At 67.7% G+C, this 13,102-nt stretch carries 15 protein-coding genes; 8 read left to right on the top strand and 7 right to left on the bottom strand.

Translation table 11 applies throughout. From position 1 onward, the window contains the following. Nucleotides 1–18: 18 nt before the first annotated feature. Together ACW171_RS01335 and ACW171_RS01330 are read right to left on the bottom strand one after the other, a co-directional pair. Complete coding sequence (locus ACW171_RS01335; RefSeq protein WP_013269710.1) at nucleotides 19–1,059, bottom strand: rod shape-determining protein; 1,041 nt, start codon at nucleotides 1,057–1,059, stop codon at nucleotides 19–21. Between the two features lie 244 nt (nucleotides 1,060–1,303). Then, nucleotides 1,304–2,023: a TVP38/TMEM64 family protein gene (locus ACW171_RS01330; RefSeq protein WP_492095205.1), complete on the bottom strand. Its 720-nt coding sequence runs from the start codon at nucleotides 2,021–2,023 to the stop codon at nucleotides 1,304–1,306. A gap of 103 nt (nucleotides 2,024–2,126) precedes the next feature. On the opposite strand from ACW171_RS01330, the gene ACW171_RS01325 reads away from it, so the two are divergent. Further along, nucleotides 2,127–3,332: a pyridoxal phosphate-dependent aminotransferase gene (locus ACW171_RS01325; RefSeq protein ID WP_492095203.1), complete on the top strand. Its 1,206-nt coding sequence runs from the start codon at nucleotides 2,127–2,129 to the stop codon at nucleotides 3,330–3,332. 99 nt (nucleotides 3,333–3,431) lie between these two features. Next, entirely contained in the window at nucleotides 3,432–3,638 is a 207-nt protein-coding gene (locus ACW171_RS01320; RefSeq protein ID WP_492095201.1) for a hypothetical protein, read from the top strand. Here ACW171_RS01320 and ACW171_RS01315 read toward each other — a convergent pair. Continuing rightward, on the bottom strand, nucleotides 3,631–4,614 hold the full coding sequence (locus ACW171_RS01315) for a polyprenyl synthetase family protein (protein WP_492096571.1): 984 nt from the start codon (nucleotides 4,612–4,614) through the stop codon (nucleotides 3,631–3,633). The genes ACW171_RS01320 and ACW171_RS01315 overlap by 8 nt on opposite strands. Before the next feature lie 269 nt (nucleotides 4,615–4,883). On the opposite strand from ACW171_RS01315, the gene ACW171_RS01310 reads away from it, so the two are divergent. Further along, nucleotides 4,884–5,543, top strand: a complete 660-nt coding sequence (locus tag ACW171_RS01310) for a tRNA1(Val) (adenine(37)-N6)-methyltransferase (protein ID WP_492096570.1) — start codon at nucleotides 4,884–4,886, stop codon at nucleotides 5,541–5,543. Between the two features lie 289 nt (nucleotides 5,544–5,832). Next, nucleotides 5,833–6,444, top strand: a complete 612-nt coding sequence (locus ACW171_RS01305) for a TIGR02466 family protein (protein ID WP_492095199.1) — start codon at nucleotides 5,833–5,835, stop codon at nucleotides 6,442–6,444. A 6-nt stretch (nucleotides 6,445–6,450) separates the two neighbouring features. Here ACW171_RS01305 and ACW171_RS01300 read toward each other — a convergent pair whose 3' ends face one another. From ACW171_RS01300 to ACW171_RS01285, 4 genes are read right to left on the bottom strand one after another with little or no spacing between them, the layout of a single operon-like run. After that, nucleotides 6,451–6,912, bottom strand: coding sequence for a DoxX family protein (locus tag ACW171_RS01300; protein ID WP_492095197.1), 462 nt, complete (start codon nucleotides 6,910–6,912; stop codon nucleotides 6,451–6,453). 9 nt (nucleotides 6,913–6,921) lie between these two features. After that, nucleotides 6,922–7,680, bottom strand: a complete 759-nt coding sequence (locus ACW171_RS01295) for an HvfC/BufC N-terminal domain-containing protein (protein ID WP_492095195.1) — start codon at nucleotides 7,678–7,680, stop codon at nucleotides 6,922–6,924. Beyond that, the gene (bufB, locus tag ACW171_RS01290) at nucleotides 7,673–8,554 is read right to left on the bottom strand and encodes an MNIO family bufferin maturase (protein WP_492095193.1); all 882 of its coding nucleotides are present in this window, start codon (nucleotides 8,552–8,554) and stop codon (nucleotides 7,673–7,675) included. Before bufB ends, ACW171_RS01295 begins: the two co-directional genes overlap by 8 nt. A gap of 19 nt (nucleotides 8,555–8,573) precedes the next feature. Continuing rightward, complete coding sequence (locus ACW171_RS01285; RefSeq protein ID WP_492095191.1) at nucleotides 8,574–8,867, bottom strand: BufA1 family periplasmic bufferin-type metallophore; 294 nt, start codon at nucleotides 8,865–8,867, stop codon at nucleotides 8,574–8,576. A gap of 157 nt (nucleotides 8,868–9,024) precedes the next feature. Here ACW171_RS01285 and ACW171_RS01280 point away from each other — a divergent pair, with 157 nt between their 5' ends. The 4 genes from ACW171_RS01280 (at nucleotide 9,025) to ettA (ending at nucleotide 13,001) form a co-directional block, all read left to right on the top strand. Continuing rightward, entirely contained in the window at nucleotides 9,025–9,603 is a 579-nt protein-coding gene (locus ACW171_RS01280; RefSeq protein ID WP_492095189.1) for a sigma-70 family RNA polymerase sigma factor, read from the top strand. Beyond that, on the top strand, nucleotides 9,593–10,234 hold the full coding sequence (locus tag ACW171_RS01275; protein WP_492095187.1) for an NrsF family protein: 642 nt from the start codon (nucleotides 9,593–9,595) through the stop codon (nucleotides 10,232–10,234). Before ACW171_RS01280 ends, ACW171_RS01275 begins: the two co-directional genes overlap by 11 nt. Nucleotides 10,235–10,314: 80 nt before the next feature. Continuing rightward, complete coding sequence (locus ACW171_RS01270; protein ID WP_492095185.1) at nucleotides 10,315–11,229, top strand: alpha/beta hydrolase; 915 nt, start codon at nucleotides 10,315–10,317, stop codon at nucleotides 11,227–11,229. A gap of 104 nt (nucleotides 11,230–11,333) precedes the next feature. After that, entirely contained in the window at nucleotides 11,334–13,001 is a 1,668-nt protein-coding gene (ettA, locus tag ACW171_RS01265) for an energy-dependent translational throttle protein EttA (protein ID WP_492095183.1), read from the top strand. The last annotated feature ends 101 nt before the right edge of the window (nucleotides 13,002–13,102 follow it).

Below are 13,102 nucleotides of genomic sequence, written 5' to 3'. Positions count from 1 at the left end.
CCCAGCGTGGACTTTGACCTAAAGGGCCGAGTCGAGCACGCCCTTCATCCAGCGCGGATGTTCCAGAACCCGGCCGCAGCCGATGGCCACGCAGGACAGCGGATCGTCGGCGACCGACACCGGCAGGCCCGTGTGATCGCGGATCTCGGCGTCCAGGCCGCGCAGCAGGGCACCGCCGCCCGTCAGCATGATGCCCTTGTCGGCGATGTCGGCAGCCAGTTCCGGAGGCGTGGCCTCCAGGGCGACCTTCACGGCGTCGATGATCTGCGAGACTGGCTCGGCCAGGGCTTCGGCGGCCTGACGCTCCGAGATGCGGACCTCGCGGGGCACGCCCTGCATCAGGTCGCGGCCCTTGACCTCGATCGACAGGCCTTCGCCGTCGGCCGGGATGCGGGCGGTGCCGATGTCCTTCTTGATGCGCTCGGCGGTCGTCTCGCCGATCAGAAGGTTATGGTTGCGGCGCATGTAGCTGATGATCGAGTCGTCCATCTTGTCGCCGCCGACGCGGACCGAACGCGAATAGACGATGCCCGACAGGGACAGAACGGCGACCTCGGTCGTGCCGCCGCCGATGTCGACGACCATCGAACCCGTCGGCTCGTGAATGGGCAGACCGGCGCCGATCGCGGCGGCCATCGGCTCGTCGATCAGGCCGACGCGGCGGGCCGAGGCGTTGAGGCAGGAATCGTTGATGGCGCGACGCTCGACCGCCGTAGCGCCCGACGGCACGCAGACGATGATCTTGGGGTTCACGAAGCCCTTGCGGTTATGAACCTTGCGGATGAAGTGCTTGATCATCTCCTCTGCGACTTCGAAGTCGGCGATGACCCCGTCGCGCATCGGACGGATGGCTTCCATGTGACCGGGGGTGCGACCCAGCATCTGCTTGGCTTCGATGCCGACGGCGTGGACGATCTTCCGTCCACCGACGTTCCGCAGCGCGACCACGGACGGTTCGTTCAGAACGATGCCCTTGCCCTTCATGTAAATCAGGGTGTTGGCGGTCCCGAGGTCCATCGCGATGTCATTCGAGATAGCGCCGAAGAGGGAGAAGCTCATGGGGGTCGAATACCGTTCGGTTGGGGCCTTCAAGGCGCTACAGTTCGACTGGTTCGGCGACGCCCCACCCGGCGCATATCCCCATACGCTACGGGTTTCCTGATCGTCCTCGCCTGACCGGCCGTGCGCCCGTTTGCCCGCATGGACAGGTGAATACAAGCCCCGATGCCGTGCGAAGGCCCGCTTCCGATCACGACCAAGTTACGGCCCCGCTTGGGTTTCCGCGCCCTCCGTCCCCGGAGGATCAATCGAGCGCGTCTGCAGCTCGCTCACGACGCTTCACCCATTCCCGCACGACCAGCATCAGGCCCACCACCACGACCGCGACACCGGCCAGGATCAGCGAGGTCCACACCCCGTCGCCGCTGACCGCCGCAACCACCGCCCCGCCGAAAAAGGCCACCAGGGCGGTCTTGGGAAGGACGCCCAGGGCGCATCCGGCCAGGAATGCGGGGAAGGAGGCACGGGTCGCGCCGAACGCCATGTTGACGACGATGAAGGGCGCGGACGGGACGTTGCGGATCATGAAGCTGGCGTAGAAGGCGTTCTTGCCGACGAACCGCTTCAGCCGATCGAGGGTCGATCCGCCGAACCGGTCCAGGACCCTCGCGGTCGGTCCCCGGCCCAGCCAGTAGGTCACCCCCGCCGAAGCGACCGTCGCCGCCCAGCTGTAGAAGAAGCCCAGCGAAGGCCCGAAGGCGACGACGCAGGCCGCGATCAGGATGAACTGCGGGGCGCCGATGAAGGCGGCGACGACGAACAGGACGACTGTCGCCGCGAAGGCCCAGGGACTGCCGCGATAGCCCTGGAGCCAGGCCTCGAGGTTTTCCTCGGCGGCCAGCCCGAACTGGCTCTTGCCCAGGATCAGCAGACCCAGAGTGGCTCCGAGCAGCAGGGCAGCGGCCAGCGCCGTCCGCCAGCGCCGGGCCTCCATGTTCAGAATGAAGTCGAGGATGGGCTTCATGGATGCGCGCTTAGCATCGGCGGGGGCGTCCAAGCGAGCCTCACCGTTTGATCCGGCTTTCGCATCTGCGTAAGAGACAACGCCGCTCTCCCCGGGAATCGTCATGTCGCAACTGCAATCCACCGCCCTCGCCCGCGTCCAGCCGTCCGCCACCCTGGCCGTGACCGCCAAAGCCCGTGAGCTGAAGCGCGCCGGGCGCGACGTGATCGGCCTGGGTGCCGGGGAGCCGGACTTCGACACGCCGGACAATATCAAGGCCGCTGCCATCGCCGCCATCCAGCGTGGCGAGACCAAATACACGGACGTCGACGGCACACCCGAGCTGAAGGCCGCCATCGTGGCCAAGTTCGAGCGCGAGAACGGCCTGACCTATACGGCCGCGCAGATCCACGTCGCCTCGGGCGGCAAGCCGGTGATCTATAACGCTTTCGTCGCGACGCTGAATGCGGGCGACGAAGTCATCGTGCCGGCGCCCTACTGGGTGTCCTATCCCGACATGGTCCTGCTGGCCGGGGGCGAACCTGTCTTCGTCACGGGCGAGGAGGCCGACGGTTTCAAGCTGCGCCCCGAGGTGCTGGACGCCGCGATCACGTCGCGGACCAAGTGGCTGATCCTCAACTCGCCGTCGAACCCGACGGGCGCTGCCTACACCAAGGCCGAGCTGGAAGCTCTGGCCGATGTCCTGCGTCGTCATCCCCACGTCTGGGTCCTGACCGACGACATGTACGAGCACCTGACCTATGGCGACTTCGAATACACCACGATCGCCCAGGTCGCGCCGGACCTCTATGACCGCACCCTGACGGTCAACGGCGTGTCTAAGGCCTACGCCATGACCGGCTGGCGCATCGGCTATGCGGGCGGCCCCAAGGCCCTGATCGACCTGATGCGCAAGGTCGCCAGCCAGACGACGTCCAACCCCTCGTCCATCAGCCAGGCGGCGGCGGTCGAGGCGCTGAACGGGCCACAGGACTTCATCGCCGAGCGTGGCGAGGCGTTCGAGAAGCGTCGCGATCTGGTCGTATCGATGCTGAACCAGGCGACGGGCATCCGCTGCCCCAACCCGGAGGGCGCCTTCTATGTCTATCCGTCCATCGAGGGGCTGATCGGCAAGACGACCGAGGGCGGCGTGGTCATCGACACCGACGAGACCTTCGCCTCCGCCCTGCTGGAGGCTGAGGGCGTGGCCGTGGTGCATGGCGCGGCCTTCGGCCTGAGCCCCTATTTCCGCATCAGCTATGCGACGTCGGAGACGGTGCTGGAGGAGGCCTGCACCCGCATCCAGAGGTTCGCGGCGTCCCTGCGCTAGGTTGAAACTCGCGCCAGCGGGCGTATTTGATCGCCGCGGCGTCACAGGTCTGTCATCATCGCTCTAACGGCTCGAGTCGAAGCCGGTGGAGGATGTGCCGTGACCGGCATCAAGGATCGTGAGGATCCCACAGGTTCCGAGCCCGACGAGGGGCCCGGCCCTGATTCGCGCTTCTTGTCCGATCAGCGCGGCCTGTCGCCAGGGCTGTTCCACTCGCTGGCTCTGATGCTGATCGGGGTCTCGGTCGGCGTGTTCTGGCGCGAGGTTTTCCAGCTGACGATCCGGGCGATTGAAGCCTTCAGGTAGCGCGACTGACCGCGAAATCGGCCAGGCCTTCGAGGGCGTCGCGCCAGGCACCGGCCGGAAGGACCGACAGGGAGGCCTTGGCGGCGTCGGCGTACTCGGCTGCGGCATCCAGGGTGGAGGTCAGGGCGCCGGAGCCCACGATCAGCTCGCGCGCTCGACGGAAGTCGTCCTCCGTCCGCTCGCCCCTGGTGATCGTCCGTTCCCAGAAAGCGTCTTCGCGACCGCGGGTGCGGGCCACGGCCAGCAGCAGCGGCAGGGTCGCCTTGCCTTCACGGAAATCGTCGCCCGCATTCTTGCCTAGGGCCTCGGACGAGCCGCCGTAGTCGAGGGCGTCGTCGGCCAGTTGGAAGGCCAGGCCGAGGTTCAGGCCGAAGGCGCGCAGGGCGGCGGTGGTCTTCTCGTCGGCGTTGACGCCCACGGCGCCGGATTCGGCGGCGGCGGCGAACAGTTCGGCGGTCTTGGCCGAGATGATCCGCAGATAGGTTTCCTGATCCAGGTTCAGGTCGTGGGCGCGGGTCAGTTGCAGCACTTCGCCCTGGGCGATCACGCTGGAGGCCTGCGCCAGGATGCCGAGCGCGCGAAGCTGGCCGGTCTCGACCATCAGTTCGAAGGCGCGGGCGAACAGGAAGTCGCCGACCAGGACGCTGGTGGCCGAACCCCAGATCAGGTGGGCCGCGACCTTGCCGCGGCGACGCTCCGACCCGTCCACGACGTCGTCGTGCAGCAGGGTGGCGGTGTGGATGAACTCCACCGAGGCGGCCAGCTTCATCGCGCCGCTCAGATCGACGTCCGACCGGGTGGATGTGGCGGCGCGGGCGGCGGCGATGGTCAGGAGCGGACGCAGGCGCTTGCCGCCCGCCGCGATGATGTGCTCGGCCAACAGAGGGATGACCGGCACCGGCGACTGCATGCGGTCGATGATCAGGGCATCGACAGCAGCCATGTCGACCTTGGCCAGTGCGGCCAGGGCGTCCACGTCGCCCTGGGCCCGGGGGGCCTTGGCGCGGGGAGCGGTCAAAGTGACGGCATCCAAAGGAAAACTCTCTCAACAGGCACGGCGCGCGGGGGGATCGCGTCGCATGGGCGGCGCGGCGTCTTGCGGCATCGCGCTCGGGCGGACAATGGTGACCCCGCCATAAAGGGTCAAGCCGCGTGACCGTCGCATCAGCATCACCGCCACAGCCGAACTCGCTTCTGAATGGACGCGTGCGGCTGATTCAACCCGCAGACGGCTATCGCGCGGGCATGGACGCAGCCCTTCTGGCGGCCTCCGTTCCCGCGAAGCCGGGCGAGCGGGTGCTGGAGGCGGGATGCGGCGTTGGCGGAGTCCTGACGCAGATCGCGGCGCGCAGGCCGGGGGTTTCGCTGACCGGCGTGGAGCGCGATCCGGTCGCAGCGGGACTGGCTGTCGAGAACGCCGCCCTGAACGGGCTGGGCGACCGGATGGATGCGATCAACGGCGACATCGCGCGAGGGTTCGCGACGCTGGATCGGCCGCGTTTCGACTGGGCCATCTCCAATCCGCCCTTCTTCGACGACGAACGGGCCTTGCGGGCGCCCTCCCCGGCCAAGCGGGGCGCCTGGATCGCCGACGACGGGCTCGCGGTCTGGACGAAGTTCCTGACCGACGGTGTGCGCGACGGGGGTCGGATCGTGGTCGTGCACCGGGCGGATCGGCTGGCGGACCTGTTGAGCCTGCTCGGCGAGCGGTGCGGGTCGTTCGCGATCCGGCCGGTTCAGCCCTATGCCGACCAGCCGGCGAAACGGGTGCTGGTCCATGCGATCCGCTCGGGCAAGGCGCCGTTGAGATTGCTGCCGGCGCTGATCCTGCATGATCGGTCGGGGGCGAAACATGCGCCGGAGGCCGAGTCGATCCTGCGGGGTGAGGCCGAGCTGAACTGGTAAACACCGTCCGAAGCGTCCGAAGCGTCCGAAGCGTCCGGAAGGTGTGTCTGACGGAGGCGTCCAACGGGTTCGCATGGCATAGAGTGTAAGGCCGTCTCGCACAGCGCCAGTTCCTACGGGCTTCAAAGATCCGGTGCATTGGAATTTCTCGCGGATTCGGGCGATCCTTGGCCAAACATCGGCGGAGATCGTCGCGCCATCTCCCTGTCGCCCCGTCGCCTTGCCCTCCCCACCCGGTCGCTGTGCGACCACCCTCCCCCAAGTGGGAGGGAGAGGCTATGAGAGCGGGATGTCACTGCGCCCCCTCTTCGTCACCCAGGTCTATGAGGCCTCGCTCGCCGCCGTTTCCGGCTTCGAGGATTTCAACGCCGAACTGGCCGAGGCCTGCCGGATGCTGGCGGTCGAGGATGGAGCCGGACGGGCCTGGTGCAAGGCGCACCACTATCGTGGCTACACCTCCTATGGCTCGCTGAACGACCTGCCCCATCGGCTGCCGGAGTTCGCCGAGCTGAAGAAGCATCTGGACCGGCATGCGCTGGCTTACGCGCGGGGGCTGAACTTCGACCTGGCGAGAAAGCCCCGGCTGGACACGATGTGGGTCAACATCCTCAAGCCCGGCGGCGCCCACTCCGGTCACATCCATCCGCACGCCTTCCTGTCGGGCACGGTCTATGTCGAGGTTCCCGACGGCGCATCGGCGCTGAAGCTGGAGGACCCGCGCCTGCCGATGATGATGGCCCGGCCGTCGGTCGATCCAGACGCCCCGCAGGCCGAACAGCCGTTCGTCTATCTGGCCCCGCAGGCGGGGACGGTGCTGATGTGGGAAAGCTGGCTGAGACACGAGGTGCCGGTGAATGCGGCCAAGGCCGAGCGCATCTCGATCAGCTTCAACTACGCCTGACCCGGTTCACGGCAGCTTCAGAAGCCGGTCGAGACTGAACCGGCCCGCGCCGAAGCGAATCAGATACAGCAGCAACGCCGCCCACATCAGGTGGGTGGGCCAGCCGAGCGGGTAGACGAAGACCTCGATCACGATCGTCATGCCCAGCAGGGCCAGGGCGGACAGCCGGGTCGCCAGGCCCAGGACGATCAGGACGGGAAACAGGTGCTCGGCATAGGTCGCCATATGGGCGGCGATGTCGCTGGGGATCAACGGCACGCGGTACTCTTCCGCGAACAGATAGTAGGTGCTGTCGGTGATCGTCAGCAGACCCTCCACCTTGGTCCGGCCCGACAGGAAGAAGACGGCCGCGATGGCCACGCGGACGATCAGGGTCAGGACGTCGACCGGCAGGGCCCGCTCGATGAGGCGGATGGGGCCGTCGAAACGGGACAGCGCGGCGTCGGTGCGAAGGGAAGTCTCGGTCATCGGTCTCTTTCAGGTTTCCAGACGGGTGAAGACGCCCAGGCCGAGCAGGTCGGCGAACAGGCGCGAGAGGTCGAGGGTCGGCTGATCCACGCGCAGCGCGGCGGCCGCCCGGCCCAGAGGTTGTCCCCGACGACAGGCGTCGAGAAGCCGCCACTGGGGTCGGCTGAGCCCATGGTGGGTGACGGCGTCTCGCGGGCGGGCCAGAAGCAGGCCCTCGGGCGACGCGTCCCAAATGACCGGTTGAGCAGGGTCCGCCCCCGGACGATTGGCGCTCCAGATCGAGGGCACGGTCCAGTCGAACCAGAACAGGCGGACGGCGGGGTGCAGAACGGCCCGCGCTCCGAACAGGGCGGCGGGGGGGACGGCCGAAACGTCCAGGGGGGTCAGGACGGGCGCGTCGGCCGCCCGATGTACCTCGCTCCACGCCCTGTCCAGCCGGGCGACGGGTGCCAGGAACGGCAGGTCGGCGGCGGGCGGGAAGGTCTCCAGCCAGTCGGGGAAGCCGTGGCCGTATTCATCCATGACCGGGCCTGACGGGGGCTGGCGTCGGGCGAAGATGAGGGCCGCGTCGCGAAACCAGTCCGGCCCGACCAGCCGCTCGATGGTGGGATAAAGGGCGGCCAGAGCGTCGGCCCGCGCCTTGGCGACCGTGTTGCGATAGACGGCCAGGCCCGCGCGCCCGGCCGCGTCGCCGCTCAGCCAGGGAGCGAGTGCGTGTTCGTCACCGTCGAGGGCGGCGTGCATGGCGATGTGGAAGGCTTCAGGCATGGGCGGCCTCCGCGACGGCTGTGAGGATCGCGTCCGCCCGGTCGCGCTCAGTCATCAGCACGTCGAAGGCAGGGATATCGTCGTCCCGCTCGATCAAGGTGGGTCGCGGACCGATCCGGGCGATCGTCCGCGCATAGAGGCTCCAGACCGCATCGGAGACAGGGGCGGCGTGGGTGTCGATCAACAGGGCCTCGCCCCATTCCGGATCGGGGGCGTGCCCCGCCAGATGGATCTCTCCGATCGCCTCCGGCGCCAGGGCGTCCAGGTAGGCGGTCGCGTCGCCACCGAGGTTGTTGGCGCTGACGTGGACATTGTTGATGTCCAGCAAGAGGCCGCAGCCGGTCGTCACCGCCAGCTCGTTCAGGAAGGTCGGCTCGTCCATCTCGTGACCGTCTAGGGACAGGTAGAGGGCGGGATTTTCGATCAGCAGCCGGCGCCCCAGGGCGTCCTGGGCACGACCGATGTTGTCGGCGACCTGGGTCAGCAGCCTGCGGGTGCGGGGAAAAGGCAGAAGGTCGGGGTGATAGACCCCGGCCCGCTGCGACCAGGCCAGATGCTCCGACATCACGAAGGGTTGGTAGCGGTCGGCCAGGATCTTCAGACGGGCCAGATGGTCGAGGTCCGGCGGCTCGTCGGCGGCGAGGGACAGACCCACGCCGTGGAGCGACAGCGGCTTGTCGCGCCGGATGGCCTCGAGCCAGGCCAGGCGGGGTCCGCCCTCGACCATATAGTTCTCGGGGTGGACCTCGAACCACAGACCGGCCGCCGGACAGGCCAGGGCCTGTTCGTAGTGCTGGGCCTTGAGGCCCAGGCCCGACGTCGGCCCGAGGGGGACGGGTGAGTGCGGGTGCGTTCCGGCGGCGGGTCTGGGCATCATCGTGCTGGGATCGGGATCAGCGCGAGACGGGCGTCAGCGAGCCGGCGCCGCGCGGCGTGCGGATCGAGGTGCAGGTGCCGGCGGGCACGTTCTTCCAGGCATTGCCCTGGTAGTCGCGCACCGAGGTGCCGGCGCAGGTGGTGCCGGGGCCGGCGGCGCAGTCGTTCTTGCCGGCGAGCGAGACGCCGTAGCATTTCTCGACGGCGGGGGCCGTGGTCTGGCCGGCGCTATGGGCCTGAGCGATGCCGGCGCCGGCGATGAGGGCGGAGATGGCGGTCAGGCCAGCGACGGCGGCTTTGTTGCGGGTCATGGCGTATCCTCTGGAATGGCGCGGCCGGAAATGACCGCATGGTCCAGGTTTCGCGGCGGGCCCCGCTCCGGTTACGCAAACCGGCCGGAGAATATTTTTGCAGGCAGCGGTCGAAAGCCCGTAACCTTTTCGCATCGGCAGCGAATGCAAAGCGCCCGTGACCAACCGTGAAGCGCATCTCCAATCCCTCATGCTGCGTGGCCTGGATGGCGACGCAGCGGCCTGGCGCGTGCTGCTGACGGACATGGGCGCGCACCTGCGCCCCTTCTTTTCGCGCCGACTGTTCGACGGGGGCGCAGACACCGAGGACCTGGTGCAGGAAACCCTGATCGCCATTCACGCGAAGCGAACGACCTGGGACCGCAACCAACCCTTCACCGGCTGGGCGTTCGCCATCGCCCGGCACAAGTTGATCGACCACCTGCGCCGGCGCGGCAGACGGCCCACGCACCCGCTGGACGAGGCCTCGGACCTGTTCGCCGACCACACGGTGGAGGACGGCGCCACCCAGGCCGATCTGGGCCGTTGCCTGGCCTTGCTGCCCGCCCGCCAGCGCCGCCTGATCGAGGACGTGCGCCTGAAGGGGCTGACGGTGGCGGAGGCGGCCGCCAACCATGGCTACACCCTCACCGCCGCCAAGGTGTCGATCCACCGCTCCATGAAATCCCTCAACGCGCGCTTCGCCCCCACCGACGCCACGCCCGAGATGGCCGGGACTGCCTATGATGAAGACTGAAGACCTGATCGACGCCCTGTCGGTGGACCTGCCGCCGTCCGCCGCCCGCCAGATCGAGCGCAACATCGCGCTGTGGATGATCCCCGCCGCCCTGCTCGTAGTCGCGGGCGTGGGGCTGTGGCTGGGGTTCCGCAGCGATCTGGCCTCGGCCATGATCGGTCCGACCTTCTGGGCCAAGGCCGCCTATACGTCGGCCCTCGCGGTGACCGGTTTCTGGCTGCTCGCCCGGCTGGGACGACCGGGGGCCAGCGCCGTGGCGCCGCTGATCGCTCTGGTCGCGCTGGTGCTGGGCGTCGCGGGCCTGGCGACCTACGAGATGGTCACCATGCCCAGCCCTGAGCGGATGCCGGCCCTGATGGGAGATTCCGCCAGGATCTGCGCCCCCAACATCCTGGTGCTCAGCGCCCTGGCCGCACCGTTCGTCTTCTGGGCGGCACGCGCCTTCGCCCCGACCCGACCGGCGCTGGCGGGGGCGGCTGCGGGCCTGCTGACGGCGGGGCTGGCCACGACACTGTATGGCCTGCATTGCCCCGAACACACCGCGCCTTTCGTCGCCGTCTGGTATTCGCTCGGCATCGGGCTGGCGATGATCGGCGGCGCGGTGGTGGGCCGGGCCGTGTTCCGCTGGTAGCGGCAGGCGGCCCGACTGCCCCCTGCCCGCCATATTCGCCCTTAGGGTGGCTCGCACAGTAGAGCTTCGGGGAGACGGGAATGCGGGCGCTGGTTTGGACGATGGCGGTGGGGGCGGTCGCGCTGGCGGCCTGTTCGGATCAGGCGGATGCCCGGTCGTCCCCTCCAGCCCCGAGCGCCCAGACCTCGCAGCGCGGCGAAGGGGCGCCCTACGAGGTGTTCGGCACCCAGGTCTGGACCGTGCCGGATCCCGTGTCGGGGCGCGAATACGAAGTCTTCGTCAGCCTGCCCGCCAGCTATGAGGCCAGTCCCCAGCGCCGCTATCCGGTGGTCTATGTCACGGACGCAGACTACGCCTTCCCGATTATTCGCCAGATCGCCCGACGCGTGAATCTGGACGGCCCGGTGATCGAGGAGTTCATCCTGGTCGGCCTGTCCTATGCGGTGGGCGAAGGCGGCACGAGCAGCCGCACCCGCGACTACACCCCGGTCCGCATCAATGAGCGCACGGGCGGCGGCGCGGCCTACCAGACCTATCTGAAGACCCAGGCCCTGCCCTTCATCGAGGGCCGGTTCAGGGCCGACCCCGCGCGGCGCATCCTGCTGGGTCACTCCTATGGCGGGCTACTTGGCGCGCAGATTCTGTTCAGCGAACCGAAGCTGTTCAGTGGTTACATCCTGGGTAGTCCATCCTTCTGGTTCGGCGACTATGCGATGATGCGGACCGAAGCGGCCTATGCGCGCGCCCAAACGGACCTGCCGGCTCGGGTCCATATGTATATCGGCGAGCATGAGTTCCCGGGGTCCGGTCGCCGCAACACACGCTACGACATGGTCGGAGACAACGCCCGTTTCGAGGCCCAACTCAGGTCCCGTGACTATCAGGGCCTGACCTTGACCAGCGAAGTGCTCAACGACGAGGACCACCTGACCGTCGCGCCGCGCGGCTTCACTCGCGCGCTTACGGCGGTTCTTCCGGCACCGGACGCGCCCTGAAACCGCCTCGCCCTTCCGCTAGTCGTTTGCCACTCGGCGGCGGGATCGCTACATCCCGCGCCTACCTCCCCATTCGATTTTGACGACAGGGCGCAACGCACCTCATGGCGCAGCAATATATTTTCCAGATGCAGGGTCTGACCAAGACCTTTCCCGGCGGCAAGAAGATCTTCGAGAACATCTGGCTGAGCTTCTACAACGACGCCAAGATCGGCGTTGTCGGCGTCAACGGCTCGGGTAAATCCACCCTGCTGAAGATCATGGCCGGTCTGGACAGCGAGTTCACCGGCGAGGCCAAGGCCGCCGACGGGATCAAGCGCGGCTACCTGGAACAGGAACCCCACCTCGACGACGCCCTGAACGTTCGCGAGAACGTCGAGGCCTGGTGCGAAGAGAAGCAGTGGGTCAACCGCTTCAACGCCATCGCCGCCGAGATGGCCGAGGAATACACCGACGAGCTGATGTCGGAGATGACGGCGCTTCAGGAAAAGATCGACGCCGGCGACGTCTGGGACATCGACAGCCGCATCGAGATGGCGATGGACGCCCTGCGCTGCCCGCCCGACGACTGGATGACGACCAACCTGTCCGGTGGTGAGAAACGTCGCGTCGCCCTGGCCCGCCTGCTGCTGTCGAAGCCCGACATGCTGCTGCTGGACGAACCGACCAACCACCTCGATGCCGAGTCGGTCGCCTGGCTGCAGCACCACCTGGAGGCCTTCCCGGGCTGCGTCATCCTGGTGACCCACGACCGCTACTTCCTGGACCTGGTGACCAAGTGGACGCTGGAACTCGATCGCGGCAAGGGCATCCCCTACGAGGGCAACTACTCCGGCTGGCTGGAGCAGAAGCAGAAGCGCGTCGTGCAGGAGCAGTCGGAATCCGAAGCTCGCCAGCGTGCCCTCACCCGCGAACTGGAATGGGTCCGCTCGGGCGCCAAGGCCCGTCAGGCCAAGTCCAAGGCCCGTCTGGCCGCCTATGAGCGCATGGTCGACGAGCAGGACCAGGCGCGCGGCGCTCAGACCCACGCCGTCATCCAGATCCCGCCCGGCCCGCGCCTGGGCAACGTCGTGCTGGAGGTCGAGGGGCTGCAGAAGTCCTATGGCGACAAACTGCTGTTCAACAACCTGACCTTCCGCCTGCCGCCCAACGGCATCGTGGGCGTCATCGGCCCGAACGGCGCCGGCAAGTCGACCATGTTCCGCATGATCACCGGCCAGGAAACGCCCGACGGCGGCACGATCAAGGTCGGCGAGACGGTCAAGCTGGCCTATGTCGACCAGTCGCGCGATGCGCTCGATCCCAACAAGACCATCTGGGAAGAGATTTCAGGCGGCACCGACGTGATGATGGTCGGCAAGCGCGAGATCAACACCCGCGCCTATGTCGGCAGCTTCAACTTCAAGGGCGGCGACCAGCAGAAGAAGGTCGGACAGCTGTCGGGCGGTGAGCGCAACCGCGTCCACCTGGCCAAGACCCTGGCGACCGGCGGCAACCTGATCCTGCTCGACGAACCGACCAACGACCTGGACATCGAGACCCTGCAGAACCTCGAGGAGGCCTTGGAGGAGTTCGCGGGTTGCGCCGTGGTCATCTCCCACGATCGCTGGTTCCTGGACCGTCTGGCCACCCACATCCTGGCTTTCGAGGGCGACAGCCACGTCGAATGGTTCGAGGGCAACTTCGAAGCCTACGAGGAAGACAAGAAGCGCCGCCTCGGCACGGATGCGCTGATCCCGCACCGGATCAAGTTCCAGAAGTTCGGGCGCTAGAAGCGTCAGGGGCGGCGCCCAAGGCGCCGCCCTGCAGCGCGTGATGCCTCCGACCACGCCTCCCTTCCAGTTGTAGAGCCTTCGGGCCGGGCCTTGCCGAC

The sequence above is a fragment of the Brevundimonas sp. FV1ye28 genome, assembly GCF_058681135.1.
The sequence above is the reverse complement of the archived record's forward strand: the minus strand, read 5'-3'. Positions and strand labels throughout refer to the sequence as shown.

Bases quoted from the DNA above. Each gene is read 5' to 3' on its own strand.
- ACW171_RS01335 (WP_013269710.1), bottom strand. From the start codon at position 1,059: ATGAGCTTCTCCCTCTTCGGCGCTATCTCGAATGACATCGCGATGGAC.
- ACW171_RS01330 (WP_492095205.1), bottom strand. From the start codon at position 2,023: ATGAAGCCCATCCTCGACTTCATTCTGAACATGGAGGCCCGGCGCTGG.
- ACW171_RS01325 (WP_492095203.1), top strand. From the start codon at position 2,127: ATGTCGCAACTGCAATCCACCGCCCTCGCCCGCGTCCAGCCGTCCGCC.
- ACW171_RS01310 (WP_492096570.1), top strand. From the start codon at position 4,884: ATGGACGCAGCCCTTCTGGCGGCCTCCGTTCCCGCGAAGCCGGGCGAG.
- ACW171_RS01305 (WP_492095199.1), top strand. From the start codon at position 5,833: ATGTCACTGCGCCCCCTCTTCGTCACCCAGGTCTATGAGGCCTCGCTC.
- ACW171_RS01300 (WP_492095197.1), bottom strand. From the start codon at position 6,912: ATGACCGAGACTTCCCTTCGCACCGACGCCGCGCTGTCCCGTTTCGAC.
- ACW171_RS01295 (WP_492095195.1), bottom strand. From the start codon at position 7,680: ATGCCTGAAGCCTTCCACATCGCCATGCACGCCGCCCTCGACGGTGAC.
- bufB (WP_492095193.1), bottom strand. From the start codon at position 8,554: ATGCCCAGACCCGCCGCCGGAACGCACCCGCACTCACCCGTCCCCCTC.
- ACW171_RS01285 (WP_492095191.1), bottom strand. From the start codon at position 8,867: ATGACCCGCAACAAAGCCGCCGTCGCTGGCCTGACCGCCATCTCCGCC.
- ACW171_RS01275 (WP_492095187.1), top strand. From the start codon at position 9,593: ATGAAGACTGAAGACCTGATCGACGCCCTGTCGGTGGACCTGCCGCCG.
- ACW171_RS01270 (WP_492095185.1), top strand. From the start codon at position 10,315: ATGCGGGCGCTGGTTTGGACGATGGCGGTGGGGGCGGTCGCGCTGGCG.
- ettA (WP_492095183.1), top strand. From the start codon at position 11,334: ATGGCGCAGCAATATATTTTCCAGATGCAGGGTCTGACCAAGACCTTT.